This is a genomic window from Sphingobacterium sp. 18053 (assembly GCF_902706145.1).
Taxonomy (GTDB): Bacteria; Bacteroidota; Bacteroidia; order Sphingobacteriales; family Sphingobacteriaceae; genus Sphingobacterium; species Sphingobacterium paramultivorum.
In genome coordinates this window covers 34,609-59,334 of the sequence record NZ_CACSJW010000007.1, presented here as the reverse complement: position 1 = coordinate 59,334, position 24,726 = coordinate 34,609, and the positions used below count along the sequence as shown (strand labels likewise).

General features: G+C 39.7%; 10 protein-coding genes. All 10 read right to left on the bottom strand.

Translation table 11 applies throughout. The annotated features are described in order from the left end of the window. Nucleotides 1–7: 7 nt before the first annotated feature. The 10 genes from GVK91_RS17170 to GVK91_RS17125 all read right to left on the bottom strand — a co-directional run bounded on the left by GVK91_RS17170 (nt 8) and on the right by GVK91_RS17125 (nt 24,666). Nucleotides 8–2,398 (bottom strand): ABC transporter permease, encoded by a 2,391-nt coding sequence (locus tag GVK91_RS17170; RefSeq protein ID WP_159730456.1) that lies wholly within the window; start codon nt 2,396–2,398, stop codon nt 8–10. 51 nt (nt 2,399–2,449) lie between these two features. Next, nucleotides 2,450–4,843, bottom strand: coding sequence for an ABC transporter permease (locus tag GVK91_RS17165; protein WP_159730454.1), 2,394 nt, complete (start codon nt 4,841–4,843; stop codon nt 2,450–2,452). A gap of 39 nt (nt 4,844–4,882) precedes the next feature. Continuing rightward, on the bottom strand, nt 4,883–7,267 hold the full coding sequence (locus tag GVK91_RS17160) for an ABC transporter permease (protein WP_159730452.1): 2,385 nt from the start codon (nt 7,265–7,267) through the stop codon (nt 4,883–4,885). A gap of 99 nt (nt 7,268–7,366) precedes the next feature. Further along, nucleotides 7,367–9,730, bottom strand: coding sequence for an ABC transporter permease (locus tag GVK91_RS17155; RefSeq protein ID WP_159730450.1), 2,364 nt, complete (start codon nt 9,728–9,730; stop codon nt 7,367–7,369). A 100-nt stretch (nt 9,731–9,830) separates the two neighbouring features. Beyond that, on the bottom strand, nt 9,831–12,221 hold the full coding sequence (locus tag GVK91_RS17150) for an ABC transporter permease (protein ID WP_159730448.1): 2,391 nt from the start codon (nt 12,219–12,221) through the stop codon (nt 9,831–9,833). 215 nt (nt 12,222–12,436) lie between these two features. Beyond that, nucleotides 12,437–14,800 (bottom strand): FtsX-like permease family protein, encoded by a 2,364-nt coding sequence (locus GVK91_RS17145; RefSeq protein WP_153847192.1) that lies wholly within the window; start codon nt 14,798–14,800, stop codon nt 12,437–12,439. A 32-nt stretch (nt 14,801–14,832) separates the two neighbouring features. Continuing rightward, complete coding sequence (locus GVK91_RS17140; RefSeq protein WP_159730446.1) at nt 14,833–17,214, bottom strand: ABC transporter permease; 2,382 nt, start codon at nt 17,212–17,214, stop codon at nt 14,833–14,835. A gap of 69 nt (nt 17,215–17,283) precedes the next feature. Further along, a complete protein-coding gene (locus tag GVK91_RS17135; RefSeq protein ID WP_159730444.1) occupies nt 17,284–19,692 on the bottom strand; it encodes an ABC transporter permease in 2,409 nt (802 codons plus the stop codon). Between the two features lie 47 nt (nt 19,693–19,739). After that, nucleotides 19,740–22,211, bottom strand: coding sequence for an ABC transporter permease (locus GVK91_RS17130; RefSeq protein ID WP_159730442.1), 2,472 nt, complete (start codon nt 22,209–22,211; stop codon nt 19,740–19,742). A 34-nt stretch (nt 22,212–22,245) separates the two neighbouring features. Further along, nucleotides 22,246–24,666: an ABC transporter permease gene (locus GVK91_RS17125; RefSeq protein ID WP_153847188.1), complete on the bottom strand. Its 2,421-nt coding sequence runs from the start codon at nt 24,664–24,666 to the stop codon at nt 22,246–22,248. Nucleotides 24,667–24,726 lie beyond the last annotated feature (60 nt).

The following is a 24,726-nucleotide window of genomic DNA, read 5'->3' as shown; positions in this document are numbered from 1 at the left end:
TGAATATTTACTCGTTTCGTAAGCTATCTACTGGATTGTTTAGTGCGGCACGTATTGTTTGGAAATTGACAGTAATGATGCTGATTAAAAAGATGGCAAGCGCGGCAAGGATAAAGAACCACCATTGTACGCTCACATTGTACGCATAATCTTCGAGCCATTTTTTTGAAAAATACCCCGCTATTGGACTAGCAATAAAAATAGCCAAGGTCGTTAAGATGAGATAATCTTTTGAAAAGAGACGTGATATGTCGAGCACTGTTGCGCCTAGGACTTTGCGTATGCCAATTTCTTTGGTACGTTGTTCGAGATTTTGCATAATCAATCCTGTGATTCCTAAGGCAGAAATCAACAATGTCAATGCACTGAATAGGATAAATAATTGCACTTGCTTGCTCTCTTTTTCATATTGTTTTGCAATCAATTCATCTATCCAATGGAAGGAAACGTGTTTATCTGGATAGGTATTTTGTATAATTTGAGATACCGATCGAAAGATTTGTTGTTCTTGTCCTTTCCCTACTTTTATCAGAATATTGCCGCTTCCGTTAAAATCTTTTGCCAAAATCACTGTTGGTACTATTTTGCTACGAAAAGACTCACTATGGAAATCTTTAATGATTCCGACGGGGATAATTTGAAGGTCTTTATACAGGATACCGAGGTTGTCTATCCCAAGCTTTTTTGCCGTACTTTCGGTCACAAGGGCATTATTGATACCTTCGTCTTCTCCCAGATCCATTTCAACATGCGTATAATCTTCAGGAGTCAATAATCGACCTTTAACCAACTGGATTCCCAAAGTCTTGGACAAATCGACATCGCCACCGATGAAACTGACTTGGATATTTTTTCCTGGATCGTCCTTGTCAACGATTGTCTTGGCAAGGTAGCCTGACCCGATTGTTGGCGTCCAGGCAGCGACGCTGACCGATTCAACCCCGGTAAGTTGACCAATGCGATCTTTTATATTTGTATTTTGTGTACCCTTGTTGAAATAATCGATGTTAAGCACATTTTTGACTTCCATTCCCAAGGGAGCTGCTTGCATATAGCTGAGTTGGGACTTGATTGTTATAAGGCCAATGATGACGATAATGGCAATGCTAAACTGTGTTGTGATAAGCATTTTTTTGATAAAGACTTCTGCATTGGGAATTTTTGATAGCTTATTTTTTAAGGCATCTGAACTCTTAATACCGGAGATCAGCCATGCTGGATAAAAACCAATTAGCAGGCCGAGGGCAATTGCAGTCGTGATAAATGCCAATAGCAACGGGAGTTGTATGGATTTAATATAAGCGAGATCATAGCCTATAAAGTGTTCCAGTTGGGACAATCCAAGTCTAAAGAGTACCAAACTACATAATGCAGAAATAAAAAACAGTAGGATTGTTTCCAATAGCATTCGTCTGATCATTTGGGCTCGGCTGGCCCCCAATACTTTATGTATATGAAGTGCTCTTAATTTTTTAACTGTTCTTACAGCGTAAATATTAATAAAATTGATACAGGAAATAATAAAGACCAAAACGGCAACACCTACAAATATGTTTGTTGTTTTTTGGTTGCCGCTGATATCAGCACTGCCTAATGGCTCCATATATATATCCTGAATAGGCTGCAAGCGAAAGGAAGTCACCTGTTTTGTGTTAGGACTGAGGTATCCTTTATACCAATGATTTAGTTTCTGCTCAAGATCTATTCTTGGTGTCCCGGGTTTTAGCTGTACAAATTGTTCGGTGTAGTAGCCTGAGCCATCTTTGCTTAATTCCATCGATATTTTGGGGACTAAAGCAATGGCGGAAGCTCTGAGCGTTGAATTATAAGGAAGATTATCCATAACACCCGTAATGATATAATCGGATGGCTGATCGGTATAGGGGTCGGCACTTTGGATGACTTTGCCGATGACATTTTCGTTCTTAAAGTACTTTTCTTTGAATTCTTTGCCGATGAGCAAGTTTGTTTTTCCTTGGACCAGCTGTTTGGGATTGCCTTCGAGAAGCTTGATGCTCAACATATCCAAGATATTTATTTCCGACTCCAAAACTTGTATGCCTATGGGCTGTGCTGAGCTTGCATGTGGTTTTAAATAATATTTTCTGGATTCTATCCGAGCCTCATTTTGAATCTCCGGAAATACTTGTTTGAGTTCCGTACTTAAATTAACGAATGTTCTGGACATTTGGCGTTCAAGGCCAGCCGTTGAATCTATAGTGACAATCCGAAAGAGATGATCCGCATTTTTCCAGCTTTTGTCATATGAATTTTCTTCAATGACAAGAGCGAATACGAGAAGACACAAGGAAAAACCAATACTTAACCCTAAGATATTGATCCAGGTATATTGTCGGTTGCTAATGAGGCTGCGAAAAGTAAGTTTGAATGAATTCATGCCTTTCTTTATGGTCTAAAACTATAGGAAACAATGTTGTTAAACTTTGGGCTACTCATCGCGTAAACTGTTAACAGGATTACCTAATGCAGCCTTAATTGCTTGATAGCTTATCGTAGCCATACTGATCAGAATAGCTAATAGCCCAGCAATGACAAAATAATACCACTGTATCTCAATTCGATAACTATAATCTTGTAACCATTTATCCATGGCCCACCAAGCGATAGGTGTGGCGATAAAAATTGCGACCACAACAAGCTTAATAAAATCGATTGAAAGTAAAGAGGTTACTTGGGTGACACTTGCTCCAAGAACTTTGCGGACAGCAATTTCTTTCATGCGCGTTTCAGCCATATAGGCGATTAATGCCAGTAAACCCAGACAGGAAATAAAGATCGTCAATCCTGCAAAGATCATGGCCAGAGTACCTATAGCTTTTGTTTCCTTAAATTTTTCTTCGTAGGTCTTGTCAATGAATTGATATTCAAAAGGATAGTCTGGGTTGAACTTTTTAAAGATTGACTCAATCGTTTTTAAGTTGTCTGCGATATTATTGTTTGGATTTAAACGATAATGGATTGTTGTAAACCAAGCCTGTGGCCCTAATATCACCATGGGCTTTTTGTCTCCAAATGGCGATCCAATAATGAAATCTTTGACCACTCCAACTACGGTCCATTTTGTTCCATCGCCATCCACAATGCTGTTTATAGGGCTCTTTAGATGGAGACTTTTAACGGCAGACTCATTTAAAATTACGGCTGTACTGTCCGTTGCAAATTTATAGATATCAATGTCGCGGCCTTGGATCAATGTCAAACCAAGGTTCTTTACAGCATCGGCATCGGTACTAAAACGGTTATAGGAAATGCGTTTGTCCTGTTCCGTTGGTGTGCCGGAGGTAAATCCCCAGCCATTGCTATAGAAATCGGTTACCGGCGACATGTTTTTCGAAACAGAAACAACTGCGTTGCTGGCTAACAGTTCATTTCTAAGAATTTTATAATTCTTCTCGAGGTCACCTTGGATGCTGCTATAAAGTAGCCCATTTTCATTATAACCGCGGTTGCGCTGTTTGGTATATTGGATTTGTTTCGCGACGATGACTGTTGCGATAATCAATATAATAGCGAGACTAAATTGAATGACGACTAAGAGCGAGCGAATACTAAGGCCTCTTGTTTTAGAAACAAATTTCCCTTTCAAGGTCTTGATAGGCTGAAATGAAGAAAGGAAAAAGGCCGGGTAGGTACCCGCTAACACACCCGTAAATAAGGCAAAACCAATTAAAAAAAGCCAGGTTGGTAAGTTTAATAACGATAAGCTAAGCTGTTTTCCGACAAGCTCGTTAAAAAATGGCAGGACAATAAAAACAAGTATAGTCGCTAGTACCATGCCGATCAGGCTAATCAATATGCTTTCAACCAGGAACTGCGCCATTAGGCTCGTCTTATTAGCTCCAATTACTTTGCGGACACCGACTTCTTTTGCACGGCGTTCGGAACGTGCCGTACTCAAATTCATAAAATTGATGCTTGCCACCAATAAAATAAATACACCAATCCAAGCAAATAGCTTGACGATATCGATACGTCCGGAAGTATAATTTCCTCCTTTTCCGCTATTGTAAAGGAAAGAATCTGGATAGGGGAAGGCAAAAATCTCACCCGTATTTCTTGCAGAAGTATAACCGGCAGCTTTATTACTTGTATTGATATGATCTCTCAGATAGGTTCTGATTTTGTCGTTAAATGCGTTGACTGAAGTACCTTCTTTTAACAGGATATAGGTAGTTATTGAATTATTGCTCCAGTTATCGTCTACGTAACCGATTATTTTTGCATATTCAAATGGGAGGAGGATGTCAAATTTGAAACTTGAATTACTCGGAAGATCTTTAAGTATAGCTTGCACGGTGACTTGATTAACCGAGTCTATCCGAACTGATTTTCCAATAGGATCTTCATTTCCAAACAGCGCTTTTGCGTAACTTTCCGTGAGCACAAGACCTTTGGGATGATCAAATCTCACATTCTGTTCTCCTTTCACAAAAGGTAAAGAAAACATTTTGAAAAAACCGGGATCGATGAAAACAGTATTTGCGATCAGTTTCTTTTCATTGAAAGTTGTTAAAAATTGAGGCCCCTCATTATATCTGGTAAAAGCTTCGATATCTGGAAAATCTGCAGCCAATGAGGGCGCTAGTATTTTAGGTGTATAGGCCCAGGCTGATTTTTCGCCTTGAAATTCGTCACGATTACTCAATACGTGCAGGCGATCACCCTTCTCATGAAAGCGGTCCATGGTTAACATGTTCTGCAACCAAAGTGCTATAAGTAATGCTCCGGCCATACCGATCGCCAATCCGATGATGTTAATCAGGGAGAAGGATTTGTTTTTCACCAGGTTGCGCCACGCGATTTTGATATAGTTCCTTATCATAATTATATTAGCTGTTATCTATGATCGTTATAAGATTCTTTATTCGTCCCGTAGACTTTTGACAGGATTGGCTCTTGCTGCTTTAACAGCCATTGTACTGACTGTAAGTAAAGCAATCATTATCGCTAATGAGCCCGCCAATGCAAATATCCACCACTGTATATCTACGCGATGTACGTAGTCTGCCAGCCATTGATTCATAATCCACCAAGCGATAGGAGAGGCGACGAGCAGTGCAATACCTATCAGTATAATAAAGCCTCGGGACAATAATGTAATAATTCCGAATACAGAGGCGCCGAGTACTTTTCGGATACCGATTTCTTTTTGTTTCTGGATCGTTGCAAAAGAGACTAGTCCCAATAAACCCATAGATGCTATCAGGATTGCGAGTCCTGAAAATAAACCTGTCAGCGTCATTGTGCGTTTTTGACCGGCAAATTTTAAAGCATAATCGTCATCAATAAAACGAATATCTATGGGGTAATCTGGATTATACTTTTTGATCAGGGATTGGATACCTTCTATATTCGCCAATAGGCCTTTAGCAGTATTTAACCGGATATGAAAATAATCGGCATAACCCATAGGGCCTTGGATCATCATAGGTTCGATATCTTGATAAGGAGATTGCAGCACAAAATCTTCGATAACCCCTACTACATGATAGGTACGTTGGTATGCCGTACCTTTGGATACCGTAACTGGTGTGCCGATGGGATTGGACAATCGCATCTTAGCAACAGCAGCCTGGTTCAGTAGTAACGCATTGGAATCAGAGGGGTGTGTATAAATATCGATATCCCGTCCTTGTACTAATTTGATCCCCATTGTCTTGATGAAATCACAGTCTGTCGCCATATTGTTGAATACGACGTCATAGTCTTCTGGCCGGTCATTGGGCCAGGAGTATCCCCAGCTATTACTTCCCGAACGACTGATGCGCCCCCAGGATTTGGTCATACTACTGGCAATATTTTGTTGGAATACTTCATTCCTTAAAGCCTCATAGTTTTTATTTAAATTTCCCTGAAGTGGTACATATATCAAGTTGTTACGGTCGTATCCGCTATCTCGATGCTCCCCAAAGCGTATCTGTTGACCGATTATAAATGTACATATACCTAGACCTATCGATATAGTGAACTGCAAGGTAACGAGTATTTTTCTGGGGTGAAGGCCTGATTTAGATGGTAAGACATTTCCTTTTAAGGTTTTTACTGGATCAAAAGCCGATAATACAAAAGCAGGATATAATCCCGCGCAGAGCGAACAAAAGAAGATAATGGCGAGGAATAGGCAGGAGAAAAACAGCGGATGATCCATGATTGCAAGATGTCCGCTGATAAGCTTATTGAAAGACGGAAGCGCCAAGAGAATAAATAATAGCGCCAAGACTCCGGCCAGAAAGGTTAAAATAAACGATTCTAATAGAAATTGTTGAATGAGCGATTTTCTAGGCGCACCCACTACTTTACGTAAGCCTATTTCCTTAGCACGTCTTTCGGCTCCTGCGGTGCTTAAGTTTATAAAGTTGATACAAGCTATTAGGAGGATAAATATGCCGATCAGTCCAAATAACTGTAGCGTGGTAATATTACCTGCGACCATTTGTCCGTTGACCGATTTGTTGTAGAGATGCCAACGGCTAGCAGGATAGAGATATATGGTCGCTTTTGTGGTACCGTTGGTGTGTTTGGAAACCATGTTTTCGATGTTCCTGTTGACAGCACCCACTGTTGCCCTTTCTTTTAGAAGAGCGTAAGTTTCATGGTTATAGGCTGTCCACGAATCACTAAAAGTCATGCCTGTTTTGGCCCGGTAATCCAATGAACAGAGGAAGTCATTTCCGTAGAATTTGGAATTTGAGGGAATATCCTCAATAATCGCTTCGACAGTTAAGGAAACAGTGGTATCCATTTCGACTCGACGTCCAATGACATCAAGCTTACCGAATAATTTTTTTGCAGTAGATGCAGTTAGCACCAAAGCATCCGGACGGGACAAGGGAGAATCTGAGTTTCCGGCTAGAATTTTGAAATCAAAAAGTTTTAAAAAAGCAGAATCTACAGCGACCCCTGAGGCACTTAAGCTTGGTTCGGCATCATGATGGATACGATGGTCAATCTTCCAGGTGCGCACCATCTGTTCTATCTCAGGATGTTCTTGCTTTAAAAACGGGCCTAGTACATGTGGTGTATTTCCCCAGGTATGGTGACTGCCATCAAATACATCGCTTGTATAAACTTGATATAGGCGGCCTGTGTTGGTATAAAAGCGGTCAAATCTTATTTCTGAGTTGATCCAAAGGGCGATTATCAACGAAATCCCTATACCTAAAGCTAACCCCAGAATATTGATAAAGGAATATCCTTTGTTCTTCCATAAGTGACGCCACGCGATTTTGATATAGTTCCTTATCATGGTTTTAATTTTTCGTTTTGCAGTATTTTGTTTAATTGAAGCGAACCAACTGTCGTTCTATTTTTTACCCTTGACTTTTTACGTACTTAATTTTTGCGCTTATTCGTCTCTTAATGTCTTTACGGGATTACTATTGGCAGCCTTTATGGCTTGTGTACTTACCGTAAAGAAAGCTACGAATAAAGCAGAAATTCCTGCTAGTGCAAAAACCCACCATTGTATTTCAATTCGATAGGAAAAGTCCTGTAGCCATTTGTTCATTGCCCACCAGGCTATTGGCGAGGCAATTAGAATGGAAATAATGACAAGCTTAACAAAATCTTTCGATAACATTGCGGTAATTCCAGTTACCGAGGCGCCTAGTACCTTACGAATGCCAATTTCTTTGGTCTTTAGCTCAGCAATATAAGAAGCAAGCCCAAATAAGCCCAGACAAGAGATAAAAATAGCTAATCCCGAAAAAATGAATGCGAGTTGAGCAGTCTGTTGCTGATCTTTGAATTTAGCTGCAAATTTCTGATCCACAAACTGGTACTCGAAGGGGTAGGCCGGATTGAACTTTTTTATAATTTGTCCGATCTGTTTCAGCTGATTATTGATTGAAGTTGTAGGACTGGTACGGACTACTAAATTGTACAAGGATTTCTTGTTGGCGTATATAAACATGGGCTTTACCGGGTTATAAGGAGAACCGCTAATGTAGTCGTTGATTACACCAACGATGGTATAGGTTTTATCGCCCCATTTTAGGGAGCTTCCAATAGGATTTTCCAGCTTCATTTCTTTAATAGCTGCTTCGTTTAGTAATGCGGCAGTGCTATCGGCCGCTAATCTCGGATAATCTATATCACGACCGGCTATGAGTTTTAATCCAAGAGTTCTAACAAGGTCATTTTCGGCCCTCCCTAGGTCAAATCCCATTTTTTTCTCCTGTTCAGGAGTCGCTCCAGGCCAGGAAAATCCACTCCAAGCACTTCCGGCGAAGCTGGCGACTGAAGATCCGGTACGTGTGACTGCGGTAGCAGCCCCACTGTTGATTAGTTCTGATTTGATAGCCTCATAGTTTTTCCCCATATCGCCTTCCATGCCGATCTCTATGAGCTGGTCGGTATTATAACCAATATCGCGTTGTCCGGCATAGTCAATTTGTTTTCGTACAACAATAGTGGCGACGATAAGGACAATGGCTATACCAAACTGAAAAACAACCAATATCTCGCGGAAATTCAGAGCGAATTTTTTCGACATATTAACTGTTTTAAGGGATTTTATCGGTTTGAAAGCGGATAATACAAATGCGGGATACAATCCTGCTAATAGTCCTGTCATCAGGATAAAACCTATTAGGGAAAACCACATTGTCGTGTCTGAGAATGAAAAAGCTAAAGGTTTATCTAAGATCTTGTTAAACATCGGCACAGCAAGTATGGTTAATGTGATAGCGCATGCACCCGAAATCAAAGTGAGTAATATAGACTCTATAAGAAACTGGCTAACAAGGCTCGAGCGTTGTGCTCCTGCAACTTTTCGCACTGCAACCTCTTTAGCCCTTTTTTGACTGCGGGCCGTACTAAGATTGATAAAATTGATACAGGCAATCAATAATATCAATAGACCAATCCCAGCGACCAATTTGAGTTGATCTATTTTTCCGCCAGTAGGGATACCCTGTTCAAATTTTGAATAGAGATGCATTTTTGATACAGGATATAAGAACAGAGATCCTTTTATCTCATTATTGGATTTTCTTGCAATGATGTTGACGAGCTTTTTATTAAAGGCGTCAATATTTGTTCCGGCCTTTAACTGTACATAGCTTGAGAATGTAATTGTATTCCAATTGGGTGAGTATTTGCTAGCATCGGCTAAAGGGATCAAGTAGGTGAAATCAAAATTTGTATTGCTTGGGAGATCCTGCATAACAGCAGATACTTGATAAGGCTCCTTATTATCAAGTATGATAGTTTTATTCAATGGATCTGTGTCCCCAAATATACTTTTTGCCAAGCTTTCCGTTAGGATAATATTTTTGATGTTCTGCAAAGCCTGTTCACTATTTCCTTTAAGGAATTTAAAATCAAACATCTTTATAAAATCTGGATCTACTTCATTTCCTTTGGATTTGATTTTTTTTTCATTAAATGACACCAGCCTGGTAGTACTCCAATGTATGCGCGCTGCATGTTCGACTTCTGGATAGTCTTCTATTAGAGCACGTGTCGCGCGTCCAGAAGTAATCTCAATCATCTCCACTTTTCCTTCATCATTTTGATTTTTAATCCAAATCTTATACAGGTTCGCCTTATTGCTGTAAAAATTGTCGAATTGCAATTGATTTTTTATCCATATACCGATGATCAGTACTGCTGCCAATCCGATAGAGAGTCCAATAATATTAATCGCAGAGTACCCCTTGCTTTTCCATAGGTTCCGCCATGCTATTTTGATGTAATTTTTAAGCATATCTGTCGTATTAGGTATCGATAAATAGAAAAAACTTGAATTTTAAAGGTCCAGCTTGTTATTTATCAGGTGTCTTTATTTTTATTAGCTACTAAAACAATTACTCATCTCTTAAACTATCAACCGGGTTTAGAATCGCAGCTTTTATGGTTTGAAAACTAATGGTGATAAATGATACCAATAATGCACTTATCGCCGCCACAATAAATACCCACCAGTCTAGCGTGATGTGGTAAGCAAAATTCTCTACCCATCGGTGCATGGCATACCAGCCTAAGGGTACACTGATCAATACAGCACACAGGACCAGGGCCATAAAGTCAACACTCAATATGTTGACAATCTTGATCGTTGAAGCACCTAATACTTTACGAATACCGATCTCTTTGAAGCGTTGTTGCACGGCATAAGCTGATAATGCAAATAGTCCCATACAGGCGATAGCAATTGTAATGATGGAAAATAACTGCATTACCCGTGTTGTTTGCTGATCTTTGAGATATAACTTGTTATAATCATCATTGAGAAAGTGATATTCAAAACTGTTTTTTGAATCAATATCTTTTATAACAGCTTTTATCTGCGCAAGAACATCTTTTACCGGCGATGTCGGATTGAGTCGAATAAAAATATTGCCGAAATAATCATATTCAGGAAAAAGTACAATTGGTTTGACTTCGTTGTGTAATGATGCAAAGTTAAAACTAGCAACAACTTGTTTGATGCTGCCCTTACGTCCGTTCAAGTTGATTTTCTTTCCAATAGCCTGTTCAGGAGTAAAACCCATGGCGGATGCAGCAAGTGTATTCACTACAAACCCATATTCTGGTGAAATAGTGTCTTGCGCGCGCAAAATGTCCGCATCTGACAGCGGTGCGCCGGCAACGGATGGAATATGAAAAACGGATACGAAATCTTTTTCAATCGGAATTGCAGTGACATCCATATCAAAATCATTGGGTTGGCCTTCTACTTCACTGACGCTGTAGCCACCTTGAATATTGACGGGATTGTCATACGAAGCGGTAACGCCCTGGACATTATTGAGCTGCATTAACTTTTCTTTTAATAGCTGCCTTTCTTTATTTTGCCATCCTCGGCCATCAATGACCAACATATCAGAGCGATCCAATCCTGTGTTTTTAGACTGGATAAAATCCATCTGTCTACTCGCAAATAAGGTGCAGATAATAAAAAATATAGAGATACTGAATTGAAAAGTAACGAGTACCTTGCTCAATGATATACCATGTCGTTTTTCAGTTAGTTTTCGCTTAAAAATGGAAATAGGTTTTGAGCTAGCGATTGAATAGGCAGGCCAGCCACCTGACAGCAGCGTCAACAAGGCTATGAAAACAAGTAAAATCGTATAAAACCGAGGGTCTGTCCATACGGTTAATCTCATTTCGGTACCCATAAATGAACTGAATACGGGTAACAAGAGTACCGTAGTCAGAAGGCTAAAACCAACAGCTAGAAAAACCATGAGGCTACATTCAAAAAAGAACTGAAAGAATATCGTTTTCTTTGCTGCACCCAAAACTTTCTTGACACCGATTTCTTTCTTGCGTTCAAGCGCATGTGCTAATACCAAATTTGTAAAATTGATGCAGGTTAAAATAATAAGCGCAGCACCTAACGCCATTAAAATATAGATATAAGTAATGTTTCCTGTGCCTGCTGCTTTGGAGTGGAGATGGATATCGGTCAGCTTTTCTAGGACAAATCGAAATTGATAGCCTTGTTTTGTTGCTTCGGCGAATTTTGATTTTGTCATTTGGTCCAATTTCTGTTGGATTGAACCGAACTGATCTTTGTTTTTTAGGAGCGCTATGGTTATATCATTTGCAGATGACCAAGCCATTTCTTTGTAGCGTTCTAATCCTTTGTTGGAAAGGAGTGCAGAGAAGTTCAACTGTGTATTTGTGGGCAAGTCTGCAATGATACCTGTGATTTTCCAGTTGACTTTGTCAATGGATAGTGTCTGACCGATGGCCGACTGATTGGGGAAATATTTCGCTGCGAGTTTTTTTGTTAAGACAATCTGATTTGGTTCTGCTAAGGCTGATCGTGAATCACCTTCGAGAAAGGTAAAACCTAAAGTTTTAAAAACATTTTGGTCAGCATAAAGTAGGCCTTTTTCAGTTATTAGTGCCTCTTTGGATTCTATTTTACCGCCTTTGGAATAGCTGTAGAATCTGGTTGCCTGTTCTACATCCGGAAATTCAGCTTGTAAAGCAGGCGCTAAGCCTGTTGGTGTTACTGCAGAATTTACTTCTTCCGTGCTATTGGGTGCTTTATAGGTGAGGCTAATATAAGCTAGACGGTCCGCATTTGGAAGGAAACGCTCATAACTGGATTCATGATATATGTACGCTGCCAACAATAGAAAACATGTTATTCCGATACTGAGGCCAAACATATTTAAAAGAGAAAATCCTTTGTTTTTTCTGATATTCCGCCAAGCAATTTTAAAATAGTTCTTTAACATGGTTATGAGCATTTAGACTGTTAATTAGGCTATATTCTTGTCACTTAGCTCGCTTTAGTAGAAGGCTCCGTTATTCGAAAAATAGCAAAGCCAAGTAGTTCAATTCGTTTGCCATAAATATAATGTATTGATTTTTAGGTTTTTGGTGTGTTTTTATGGCGGTTTTAAATGTTCGGAAACGGACAGTATAGTGTCCGTCCCCGAACAAATTGGTATTATTCGCTTCTTAAGGTTTTTACAGGATTTGCTAATGTTGCTTTAATCGCTTGGTAACTAACGGTTAATAAGGTGATGATTAGCGCGGTTAAGCCTGTGATAGCAAAGACCGTCCATGTAATTGATATGCGGTAGACATAGTCTTCGAGCCATGATTCCATGAGGAGATAGGCTAAAGGGGCTGCGAGTAAAAAGCCAATGCCTGTGAGCCAAATGTATTCTGTGGAAAGTAGTCGCCACAAGCCAAGTTCTGATGCACCCAATACTTTACGAATGCCGATTTCTTTTTCTCGTTGCTCCGTAAGAAAGGAAACCAGTGCGTAGAGACCGAGACATGAAATGAGTATGGCCAACCCTGTAAATAAACTGGTTAAGCTCTTGATCATTTCCATCTGTTGAAACTCTTTGGCATATTCCTGATCCGTAAATGTATAATCAAAAATGAGATCAGGATCTATGCGATTGAACGCTGTGGAAATCGCTTTTAGGTTTTGTTTGAGATCTTGATTTTCATCCAGTTGAAGCGTTATCTTATTCTTTGGTAAAAATTTTAGAAAATAAGCCGTCGGTGTAATGGATTTGAAAGGAGATTCGGAAAGCGTATTTTGAATAATACCCAAGATGTGGTAATTGATACCGGCACGTGAAAGCTGTTTGCTGTTTAGGTCGGTAACTCCCATAAATTTGGCCGCCGCTTCGTTCAGAATAACAGCAGTTGAATCTGTTTTGAAATCTTTTGAAAAATTGCGTCCTTTTATAAAATTCCACTGTACAGTATTAGCAAAGTTTTCATCTACGGTGAAGATCCCCATGATCGCACCGTCTTTGGAATCATTACCTTGCCAATTAAAACCACCACCTGTTAAGGATAGGTGGTTCACAAAGTTGGAAGAAAGGGCGGCATCAGCGACAAGGCGCTGACCGATCAACTCTTTTCGAAGTACATCAAAGTTTTTGACGATAGTTGAATTGGATGAAGTAATGTTTATCAAATTTGAACTTTTATAACCTATTGGACGATCCTTGGTGAAATGCAGTTGCTGAATCACCAGATAAGTAGATATCATTAGGAAAATAGAAATAGCAAATTGCACGATGACCATTGCCTTTCTACTTCTTGATCCGCCTTTTCGGCTGTTAATTTTACCTTTAAGTGCAAGAATAGGATTAAAAGCCGATAGAAATAACGCGGGGTACATACCTGCTAAAAGACCTATAACGCCTATTCCTATTAGGGAGTAGCCATAGAAACGAATATCGGTAAAAGGGATATGCAGTGTCGTATGTGTAATCGTTTTGACCCAAGGCAAAAGCAATGTAGCGAATAGAACAGCTAACAAAAATGCGCAGGCTACAGCGAGGATTGACTCAACAAGAAAGCCTGCAATAAGCTGCCGGCGGTTGACGCCAACAGATTTTAAAACCCCGATTTCTTTTCCTCTTTTTAAGCTTCTAGCCGTACTCAGGTTAATAAAATTGATACTGGCCAATAAAATGATGAATACGCTTATCCAAACAAACATCCATACATATTGAATCTGTCCGCCTACGTTCTTTCCATTCTTGAACGAATCATATAAATGCCATTTGGACATCGGATGTAACAGGATTTCAGGTTTTATATCCGTCAGTTTTTTGTTGATGATATTTGTTAGTTTATTTTCCAAAGCGGGAACAAAGGCATCATTGTCGATCTTGGCGAAAGTGCTGAAATAGCAGCTGGACCAGCTTTCTTCAATACCTTGGTCTTTAGCAAGATAATCGACAAACGGCAATACATAATCTAAGCCATAAAAAGTGTTGTTTTCAGGAATATCTTTATAAACACCTTGAACAGTATACTGTTCTTTACCATTCAATTGAAGTGTTTTCCCGATGATATCTACCTTATCAAACAGTCGTTTTGCTAAGGATTCTGAAATTATGATGGTCGATGGATTGCTCGGTGTGGTACTATTTCCTTGTACAGATTCGAGAGAAAATAATTCGGCAAATTTTCCCATAGCATAAAACCCTGGTGCATTAAGCTTCTTATCACCTACCTTAAGATTGTTGCTCTCCATATTCGTGATCAGTGCTGCATCTTGCATTTCATTTTTGAAATCAGACGCGATCGTTTTGACCAAGGGAATAGGGGTGGAGCGATCAGTAGATTTCTCATCATTGAAAGTTCCAGTCATCATGACCTGATAAATATGTTGATAATTGCTGTAATGCTTATCAAAAGAAAATTGTTTCAGTACCCATAATGTACTTATCAGGGCAACAGTAAACCCCAGTGCTAATCCCAAAATATTTATTGTTGTGTTTAAGGGACTGCGCTTCAAATTTCTCAGCGCTGTTTTTAGGAATAATCGAATCATTTTATGCTGTTGTTTTGGTTCTCAAATATAAACTATTCATCGTGCAAACTTTTTACAGGATTGGCGTATGCCGCTTTGATGGACTGGAAACTCACCGTAAATAATGCAATAGCAATGGTTATCCCCGCCGCATATAGAAATATGGTAAATGGGAGAGTCGTTCTGAAGGCAAAACCATCGAGCCAATTTATGCTGAAATATACAGCGATTGGTACTGCGATGACATTGGCTAAAATGACTAAGAGTAAAAATTCCCTGTTTAGTAATTGTATAATGTTAAATACAGTTGCGCCAAGAACTTTTCTGATTCCAATTTCTTTGGTTTTAACCTGTGCGGTGTAAGTACATAATCCCAAAAGTCCCAGGCAGGATATCAGGATAGCGACCAGTGCGAAAAAATTGAATAGCGCACCCTGTTTCTGTTCATTCATATATTGGTTCTGGTAACTTTCATCAAGGAAACTATAGTTCATCGGCATATCATCATAATAGCTTTTCCAGATCTGTTGCAGTGAGTTCAGCGCGGAACCAGCCCCGGAAGTCGTTGTTTTGATATAAAGCTGCCAGCAATCTTTGGGGCTATATTGGAATACCATGGGTTCAATTTTTTGTCTCACGCTTGCATAATTAAAATCTTTTACAACCCCAATAATAGTTCCCGGAACTGTTCGAATACGTAAGCGTGTGCCAATGGGATCTTTTAGCCCCATTTCCCGTACGGCCGTTTCATTGATAATGAAATGGGTTGAATCTGCTGTTGATCCCGTAAAATTACGACCTTGTGTAAGTTTTATCTTGAAAAAATTGAGCGCAGATTGATCGGAATACGTGATGTTAAACCAGAGGTTTGATTTACTGGGTTTTCCGTCCCAGTCGTTATCTCCAGTAGAACCACCGCCATAGACCATATCTCTACCGAGGCGAATAACGGCATCAATATCCTTATTTTTTAGAAGTTCACTCTTTACTGCATCAAAATGTTTGGACATTTTCGGTGCCATGGCAACGGAAATAATGTGATCTTTTTCGTAGCCTAAATTTTGATGTTTTATATAATCTAATTGACGACTGATAACAATTGTTAAAGTGATAAGGATTATAGAAACAGTGAACTGTAGGACAACCAGTATTTTTCGTGCACTGGAGTTTTTTAATGCAAACCGACCCTTCAATACCTTAATTGGATCAAACTTCGATAAAAGCAGAGCGGGATATATACTGGTGAGTAACAACGTACCCAGGAGCATGGCCAATACACTTGACCATAGCATAGGGTTGGAGAGTTGCAGAGAAATATGTTTTCCGGAGAAGTTATTAAACAAAGGGAGACAGCTGAAAACGATGGCTAATGCTAGGGTTGAAGCAATGGTAAAGAGCATAGTTGTTTCCAATATAAATTGGAAAAAAAGTTCCTTTTTACCTGCGCCGATAACTTTACGTATACCCACTTCTTTGGCGCGTGACAACGAGCGTGCAGTAGAAAGATTGATATAATTAATACTTGCAATTACAAGAATCATAATCGCCACACCTGTGAAAATTCGAACATTTCCAATACCGCCGTCACTACCATCCATTTGGTATAGATGGACCTTCGCCAGCGCTTGAGCAACGTAGGGTACAGGGGCATCCTCGGGTTTATTTCGCTCGTGTATGGATTGTAGTATTTGTGCGACTGCCGTCGGGTTAGCATCAGGTCTCAATTGTAGGTAGGTCTCAAAAGAAAAACTAGACCAATCCTCATCCATGGACGACAGAAAAGTTTTATTGTCGTAGGTAGTTTTATTTTTGATATAGGCTTGCTCATTAAATCTAGAAAGGGGCATCAGCACCTGATATTGAAAGGTGGAATTTTCAGGGTAATCGGCAATAACGCCGGAGACGACACATAGATCTTCTATTCCTAATACGACGGTTTTTCCAATTGGATTTTCATCGCCAAAATAACGGCGTGCTGTACGCTGGGTGATTACAATTGAATTGTTATCAGGGAAAGGTCGCTTTGGGTCGCCTTGCAATATGGAAAAGTCAAAAACACTAAAATAGCTGGGATCCACAAACGCAAAGTTCTTTTCATTAAACCTTTTATCTTTATACTTGATGGCGGCATCGCCGATTTTAAATATGCGTACAGCATCCTGAACTTCGGGAATCTCCTTCTTGGCAGAACTTCCAACCGGAGCAATGATGGATCCAAAGATTCGTTTTGATATCCCCGTTCCCCCTTCTATTCCAATTTTGTAAATGGAGCGCTGATGTTTATGGAATCGGTCAAAGGATAGCTCATCTTGTATCCATAGCAATAGAAATATCCCCACAACCATTCCTGCTGTTAATCCTAAAATATTAATGGCACTGTAGAATTTATTAGAAAAAATACTTCGCCATGCGGTTTTGATGAAGTTCTTTATCATTGTTATGGGGTTTTAAGTTCTTAATACATGTTATGAATACACATAAACCTATCTCTTTTACTCGCTTATTTACTCATCCCTTAGACTATTAATCGGGTTTGCTTTTGCTGCAAAGACACTTTTGGTTGATAGTACAAGACTTGCAAATGCAATCAACCCCAGTGCAGACAGTCCAAAAATCCAGGGACTTATCGTAGTTCGATAAACAAAGTCGTTCAGCCAGCTATGCATAAAATAATAAGCAATTGGAAAAGCTACTAGACAGGCTATTGCAACCAGTGATAGCAAATTCCGAAGCAGTAAAAATGTGATCTGGAAAACAGATGCCCCCAGTACTTTACGGATTCCAATTTCTTTTGTGCGTTGATTTGCCGTAAATATGGCTAATCCAAATAAACCAAGTCCGGCGATGAGCATAGAGAGCCCTACCGCCCAGGATAAGAGTTTAGACAGCTGCTTCTCCTGTGTATAGAAGTTTTGGATGACCTCATCCACAAACCGCAGGTCTAATTCATCATCAGGAAAAACCGATTTGTAGCTTGACGTTATTTTATCAATGGCATTTTTCCAGTTTTCGGGATGTGATTGATCCAAAGCAATATGGAGTACGTATCCTTCTTTGCTACCGGTATAAAGAACCGGTTTGACCCCTTGTCGAGCAGAAGCCAAATCAAAATCCTCCATTACACCAACGATGATATTTTGTCCATTTTCGAAGGTTTTGCCAATGGCATCCTGCGGATTTTTGATATGTAGTAGCTCAAGGCCCTTTCTATTAATCAGCATTTCACTGGTTGAATCCAATAGACGGATATTTCTTCCTGCTAAAAGTGGAATCTGATAAACATCTAAATAGTTTTCATCACCAGAGCGGCTATCAAAAGTCAAGGATTCCTTGTCCGGCGATTGATCGTAAGAGATTGCGGTAGTCATCCAGCCGTTCATCGCAGGAGCAATGTTCCCGAAACTGATTGCCTTAATATCTGTTAGCTTTTTGAGCTCATTTTTAAGGACTACACCTTTTGCCGAATTTTGAAAAGCTCCCGGAATATAGACATTAACAATAGCGTCCTTTTGAAATCCCATGTCTCGATGGGAGACGTAATTGATTTGCCGGACAACAACGAGCACACAAATCAAAAAAGCCTGAGCTAATACAAATTGGAAAATAGTCAGTGCTTTGCGTATCCATGCGCTTCGGGAAAGATTCGTGTTCTTTCCGAGCTGATTTTTGAGTGCTAGCACCGGAGCATATCCTGTCAGTACCCAGGCAGGGTAAAATCCGGCTAGTAAGGTTACTAAGACCAATTGTCCAAATAGAAAGAAAACAATAACGCTTTTGTCCAGACCTTCCATGCTTAGGTTTTTCGGAATAAATCCTTCAAAGACATGTAAGAACAATGGCAATAATAAGACTGCAAGTAGTGTTGCTGTCAAAGTGATCAGAAAAGTTTCGATCAAAAACTGTTTGATCAATGTAGTTTTAGAACTACCCAACGTCTTACGAATGCCCACTTCTTTGGCTCTTTCAATAGACTGAGCCGTGGATAGATTGATAAAATTTACGGCCCCCAGGGCTAAGAGGAAGACTGCAAGTAAAATAAGGTTGCGTAGTGCTTCCGGATGGGTAGCGTCATAATTAAATCTTGTATCAAAATGTACATCTGCCAATGCTTGTAATTCAAGTTTGTCGTTGATTTTCTCTCCTTCTTTGTATTTATATTTTTTAAGGAGATTAGCAATATTTCGTTCCAGTAGATGCGGATTGCTTTGTGCTTTTGTTTTGATAAGTACTTGATGTGAATCCGATATGCTATTCCAAGCTTCCCATGTATACATGTTTTTTAAATTGTTATCCTGTGGGATCGTCGACTCAGCGATGAAGCTTTCAAAATTGAAATCCGAATTATGCTGCGGATTTTCAATTACACCAGCGACCTGAAGTGGGATACTATCTGCATAGATGATGGTTTTGCCAATCACATTTGCAGGCAGTTCTTTTCCATAAAACTTTTCTAATGTTTTCTCTGTAAGGATAATATTTCCGGATGAATTCAAAGCCTTAGCACTTCCAGCCAACCATTTTGAAGGGAAAATATCAAAATATTGACTGTTCGTGAATACCATCTTCTGTTCTTTCGGGAAAGTCTGGAATTTGTCTGTTGCCAGAGAAACTTTCAGCTTTTGGACATGGCTTCGATAAATCGGGGCTACGGCCTCCAAGTTGGGTAACTCTGCTTGCATGGTGCGTACCAACGGTACGTAGACGCCGGCATTTTTGAACTCTCCGTTATTGACAACACGATAGACCTGTTGTTGATTGGGAACATGTTTATCAAAACTGTAGTCGTATTGGATCATCAGGAAAATAACCAACGTCGCGGTAATACCAATCGCAAGACTCGTGATATTGATAAACGTGATCAACTTATGTTTTTTTAAAAAACGATAGGCTGTTTTAAGTGAATTTACAATCATTGTTATTTCGTTTTTTGTTAACCCTCTGATTTGATATACTCGTGTCGCTATTCGTCCCGTAGGCTATTGACAGGATTTTGGATAGCCGCCTTGATCGATTGAAAACTAATGGTCAGTACTGCCGCAAATAGTGCAAGTCCAGCGCCTAAGATAAAAGGTGTTGCCGTAAGGTCGATGCGGTAGTAAAAATCTTCCAGCCACTTGCTACACGTCCACCAGGTCAATGGTGCGGCAATTAGGATACTGATTAAAATGAGCTGTACGAAGTTCTTTGCCAATAAATGAAAGATACTTGGAATACTTGCACCCAAAACTTTGCGTATACCGATCTCTTTGCTGCGTTGGAAAGCCGCAAGGGTAATCAGCCCAAAGAGACCCAAACAACCGATTAAAACAGCAACAATTGTACTTACGTTAATTAATTTAGCCAGATTTTGCTCTTTTTGATAAAGAGAGGCAATCGTTTCATCGTAAAATTTTACTTCAATCGGGTATCCCGGGAAAAACCGCGCATATATTTTATTGATCGCTTCGATACTACCTTTCCATTCCTTGCTGTTTCCCGATAGTTTCATGTTAAAGGTATAAGCGCCGCCACTAAAACTGCGCAAAGCCAAAGGTGTGATCTCTTTATAGAATTCTTGAGCATGAAAATCTTTAATAACGCCAACGATCGGGAAGGTACTGTCTTCTTGACCAATTGACTTCCCGATAGCATCTTGAGGCGAATTGAAACCGAATGCCTTGACAGCAGATTCATTGATAATATAGGCATTGACAGTATCGGATTGTGGTAGGTTATTTCCCGCGATTAGCTTCATGTCATATACAGCTATATAATTCGGATCTGCATTTTTAAAGAAAATATCGGATGAAATTTTTTCTTTTAGTGTAGGGTCTTGTCGATGAAACCAAGATGATGAATAATTATTTGATAAGGGCTTGCTACCGATTGACGCTGCCGAAACACCTTTTATTTTTTGGATCTCATGTAGGAGTGTTTGTTTCTTACTTTGATCCAGTTTTTCCTCATAAAATTTGTTGATGAGCTTGGAAGGTAGATCGAAGGTAACAACAGCATCTTTGTCAAACCCCATATCTTTGTTGAGGGTATAGGAAAGTTGTTGCCCGATAATGAGGGCCGAAACCGTAAAAAATTGAGCAATAAAGAATTGGAATACAATCAACGTTTTCCGAAGGTTGATTTGTGTTTTTCCGATTTGGAACTGCTTGCCGGCACGAAATAAGTTGACAGGCTGTACCTTTTTAATTAACCAAGAAGGATATGCCGAGGAAATTAAAGTCGTTACGGTCAGTAAAATTGCGATAAACAGCATTGATGTCGTCGAACTGGTAAAATCCTTAACTTTCTCCGGAATCATTTCCTGAAAATAGAAAAAGGCCAATTTCGTCAGAAAGACCGAACAAACAAGTGCAATGGCAATGGTTAAAAGCGATTCAAAAATAATTTGGCTAACCAATTTTCCCTGACTACTTCCCAATGTTTTACGGACACCGATATCTTTACTCCGTGCTGGGATTTGTGCCGTACTAAGATTGATATAGTTGATACAGGCCAAAAGCATCAGAAAAGCAGCTACGGCAATCAACCCATAAATAACGGTTTTGCTTGTTCTTTCGGCGTACCATTCTTTAATGTGGACTGCAAAATGGGAATCTTTTAGCGGCATGACCACGACCTTACGGTTGTAATCAAACTTAGGTTTTTTTTCCTGGCTGAATTCCTGCCATTTTTTTTGTCCGATTTTATTGATAGCTGCCTGGATTGGAAGGTCTTTTACACCATCTTTTAATCGGATATAAAGTTTGTCGGAACCATTGGTATTCGTCCAGACATTCAGTGGGTAGACTTCTTCTTTAAGCAATATGAATTCTGTACCATTGAACTCCGTGTTGAAGCCAAGGTCATCAACAATGCCAGTAACCGTTTTGGGTATGCTGTCGTTATAAAAGATGGTTTTGCCGATCAAGCCCTGGGCAGCCTGGTTTGGGAAATAAATGGCAGCCCTTTTTTTTGTCAGTACAATGTCGTTGGCAGTTGAAAATGCGTTCTCAGGTGAACCTGCTAACCATTTGTAGCCAACGAGCTTGAAGTAGTCGCTGGTAGTCTCCGTCACATTGCCTTCAGCCTCATCAAAGTCCTCGACAAGTTTTTGATTTTTTTGTCCCTTGTTGATTGTGACGGATTCCATTTGATAATTTCTGAATGCTGGAGCGACCAGTTCCACGCCCGGAATTTCTTTTCGGATGGCCTGATAAAACGGCTTGGCCAATCCCCCATTGTAATTATCCTTGCCATCATTTTTAAACTGAGAAATGATCCGATAGGTTCGATCAAGCTGAGGAACTCCAGCTTCAAAACTATACTCATAATTGACAATCTTAAATATGACCCAACAGGACGTAATGCCGATGGCTAGTCCAATAATATTTAATAGGGAGAATAGTTTATTCTTCCAAAGTTGTCGAATTGCCGATTTTAATAGAAGGTTGCTCATAGCTGGAGTATCGTGATGGGATTAAATTATATTGTTATTCGTCTCTTAAACTATCTACAGGATTTGCCTTGGCAGCCTTGAGTGTTTGAAAACTCACAGTTACTAATGCGATAATGATTGTAGCAAAACCAGCAAAGACAAACATCCACCATTGTGGTTCAATGTGATAAGCAAAATTGTCAAGCCATTTTTTCATCGCCATCCAAGATAGCGGTGTCGCGATGAGAAGCGCTACAGCCAATAACTTGATGAAGTCGGAAGAGAGCAGGAGGATTAAATTATAAATGGATGCACCGAGAACTTTCCGTACGCCGATTTCTTTGGTACGCTGTTGGGCTGTATATGTAACAAGTCCCAATAAACCTAAACAGGCAATAAAAAGTGCCAGTCCGGAGAAGGCTGTGAAAAGTCTTCTAAAATTAAAATCCGCTTCATATTGACGATTGAAATTGTCGTCAAGAAAGCTATATAAAAATGGACGGTTTGGTACAAGTTCATTCCACAGCTTGCCGATTCTGGCAACGGTCTCAGGCTGGTTTACATGTTGGATATTCAAGGTTAAATATCGGCTGCTGCTTGGTTCAAGTCGCAAAGCTAAAGGCTCAATCTTACGGTGCAAAGAAAGGTAGTTGAAATCTTTCACCACACCGATAACCGTTCCTTCTCTTCCCCATTGACGAAATTGTTTGCCAATAATATCTTGTGGATTTGAATAGCCCCATTGTTTTGCGGCAGATTCATTGATAACAAGTGAATGGGCCGTATCTGCTGGGAAATCTCTGGAATAGGCACGCCCTGCGGCCATTTGCAGACCAATATTAGGAATAAAGTCAACATCGACTTCATATAAGAAAGGAGCAAATTGACTCATTGTTCCATTTGCTGACATGATTTCTGTCCCTGCATTTGGAAAAAATGTTCCTGGTACCGTACGTGATGCGGTGACAGACAATACATCTTTATCTTTTGCAAGTGTAGATTTTATCGCTTCAAGGTTATTGTTTACTTTATCATCAAAATTATAATCAATGACCAGTCGTTGATCTTTTTGAAATCCAAGATCTCGGTGCTGTAATTGATCTAGTTGAGAAAAGACGACGACTGTACCTGCAATGAGCGCAATAGAAAGGCAAAATTGGAAAACGACTAATACGCGACGTAATAATATACCCCCTTTGCTGTTGCTATAACTTCCTTTAAGTACTGTAATGGGGTTGAAATTAGCTAGAATCAACGCGGGATAACTGGCAGCAAGAAGTCCTGTAAAAATGGTAGTGAATAGGAATATTGCCCAGGTCGTTCCATCTTTCAGGGACGAATAATTGAGGTGTTTGCCCGAGAATGTTTCCAAAAAGGGAAGAAAGGCCATAACGAGCAGTATAGCCAAAATACTACTGACGAATACAAGAACCAATGATTCAGACATAAACTGAAAGATCAGATTGCTTTTGCTTGCTCCTATGGTTTTTCGTACGCCTACTTCCTTTGCTCTTTCCATTGACCTTGATGTAGCCAGATTCATAAAGTTCACACAGGCAATCAGTAATATGAATCCGCCAATAATGCTGAATATGTATAAATTCTGATAGCTTCCATTGGTACCGGGTTGACGATCCGCAGACGAGTGCATGTAAGCTTGCAGAAGTGGCTCGATATGGAAATTGTATTTTGCGTTTGGGTTTTCATTTGTTGGGAGATTCCGTTTGAGAAACTCCGGTATTTTTTGGTCGAACTTTACAGGATCAAAGTCTTTTGAAGCGAGAAAGTAGGTGTAAAAATCGACATAATCCCAGCCTTCTTTATTAAAAACATCGGGTCTTGCGTTTCGGAATGTACTCATCGAGAGCAGTGCATCGAACGTAAAGTGTGAATTAGCAGGTACATCAGCCATTACAGCTGTTACAGTATATAGACCTGCGTCAGCACGGCCCGCAGCTAAGCCTCCCTCAAGCGTCTTGCCAATGGGATTTTGATCTCCGAAATATTTCTTAGCGGTACTTTCTGTTAATACGACAGAATAGGCGTTCTTTAAGGCTGTATGAGGGTCGCCGGCCAAAACCTTCCAACTGAAGACATCAAATGCAGTAGAGTCCATGAAAAATACATTTTCCTCCTGGAATCTTTTATCGCCTTGTTTGAGCAGGATAGACGTTTGTCCTGAAAATTGAACGACCTTCTCGATTTCAGGGAAATCTGCTTTGATGGCTTCACCGATTGGACCATTGCCCCAGATTTGATGCTGCTCTGTGCTGCTTATATCTTTATAGTCATGGACGATGCGGTAAATTCGATCTTTATTCACATGATATTTGTCGTAAGACAATTCATTTTGTACATAAATTGCTATCAATAGGCAACAGGCTAATCCTATTGCCAAGCCAATTATGTTTATGGTTGAATACCCTTTATTTTTAGAGATATTGCGCCAGGCTATTTTTATATAGTTCTTGATCATTGTTTTATTCTTTAGTTTTAGTGTATCAATATGTTTAATCCACTTTTACTGTATTTTTCT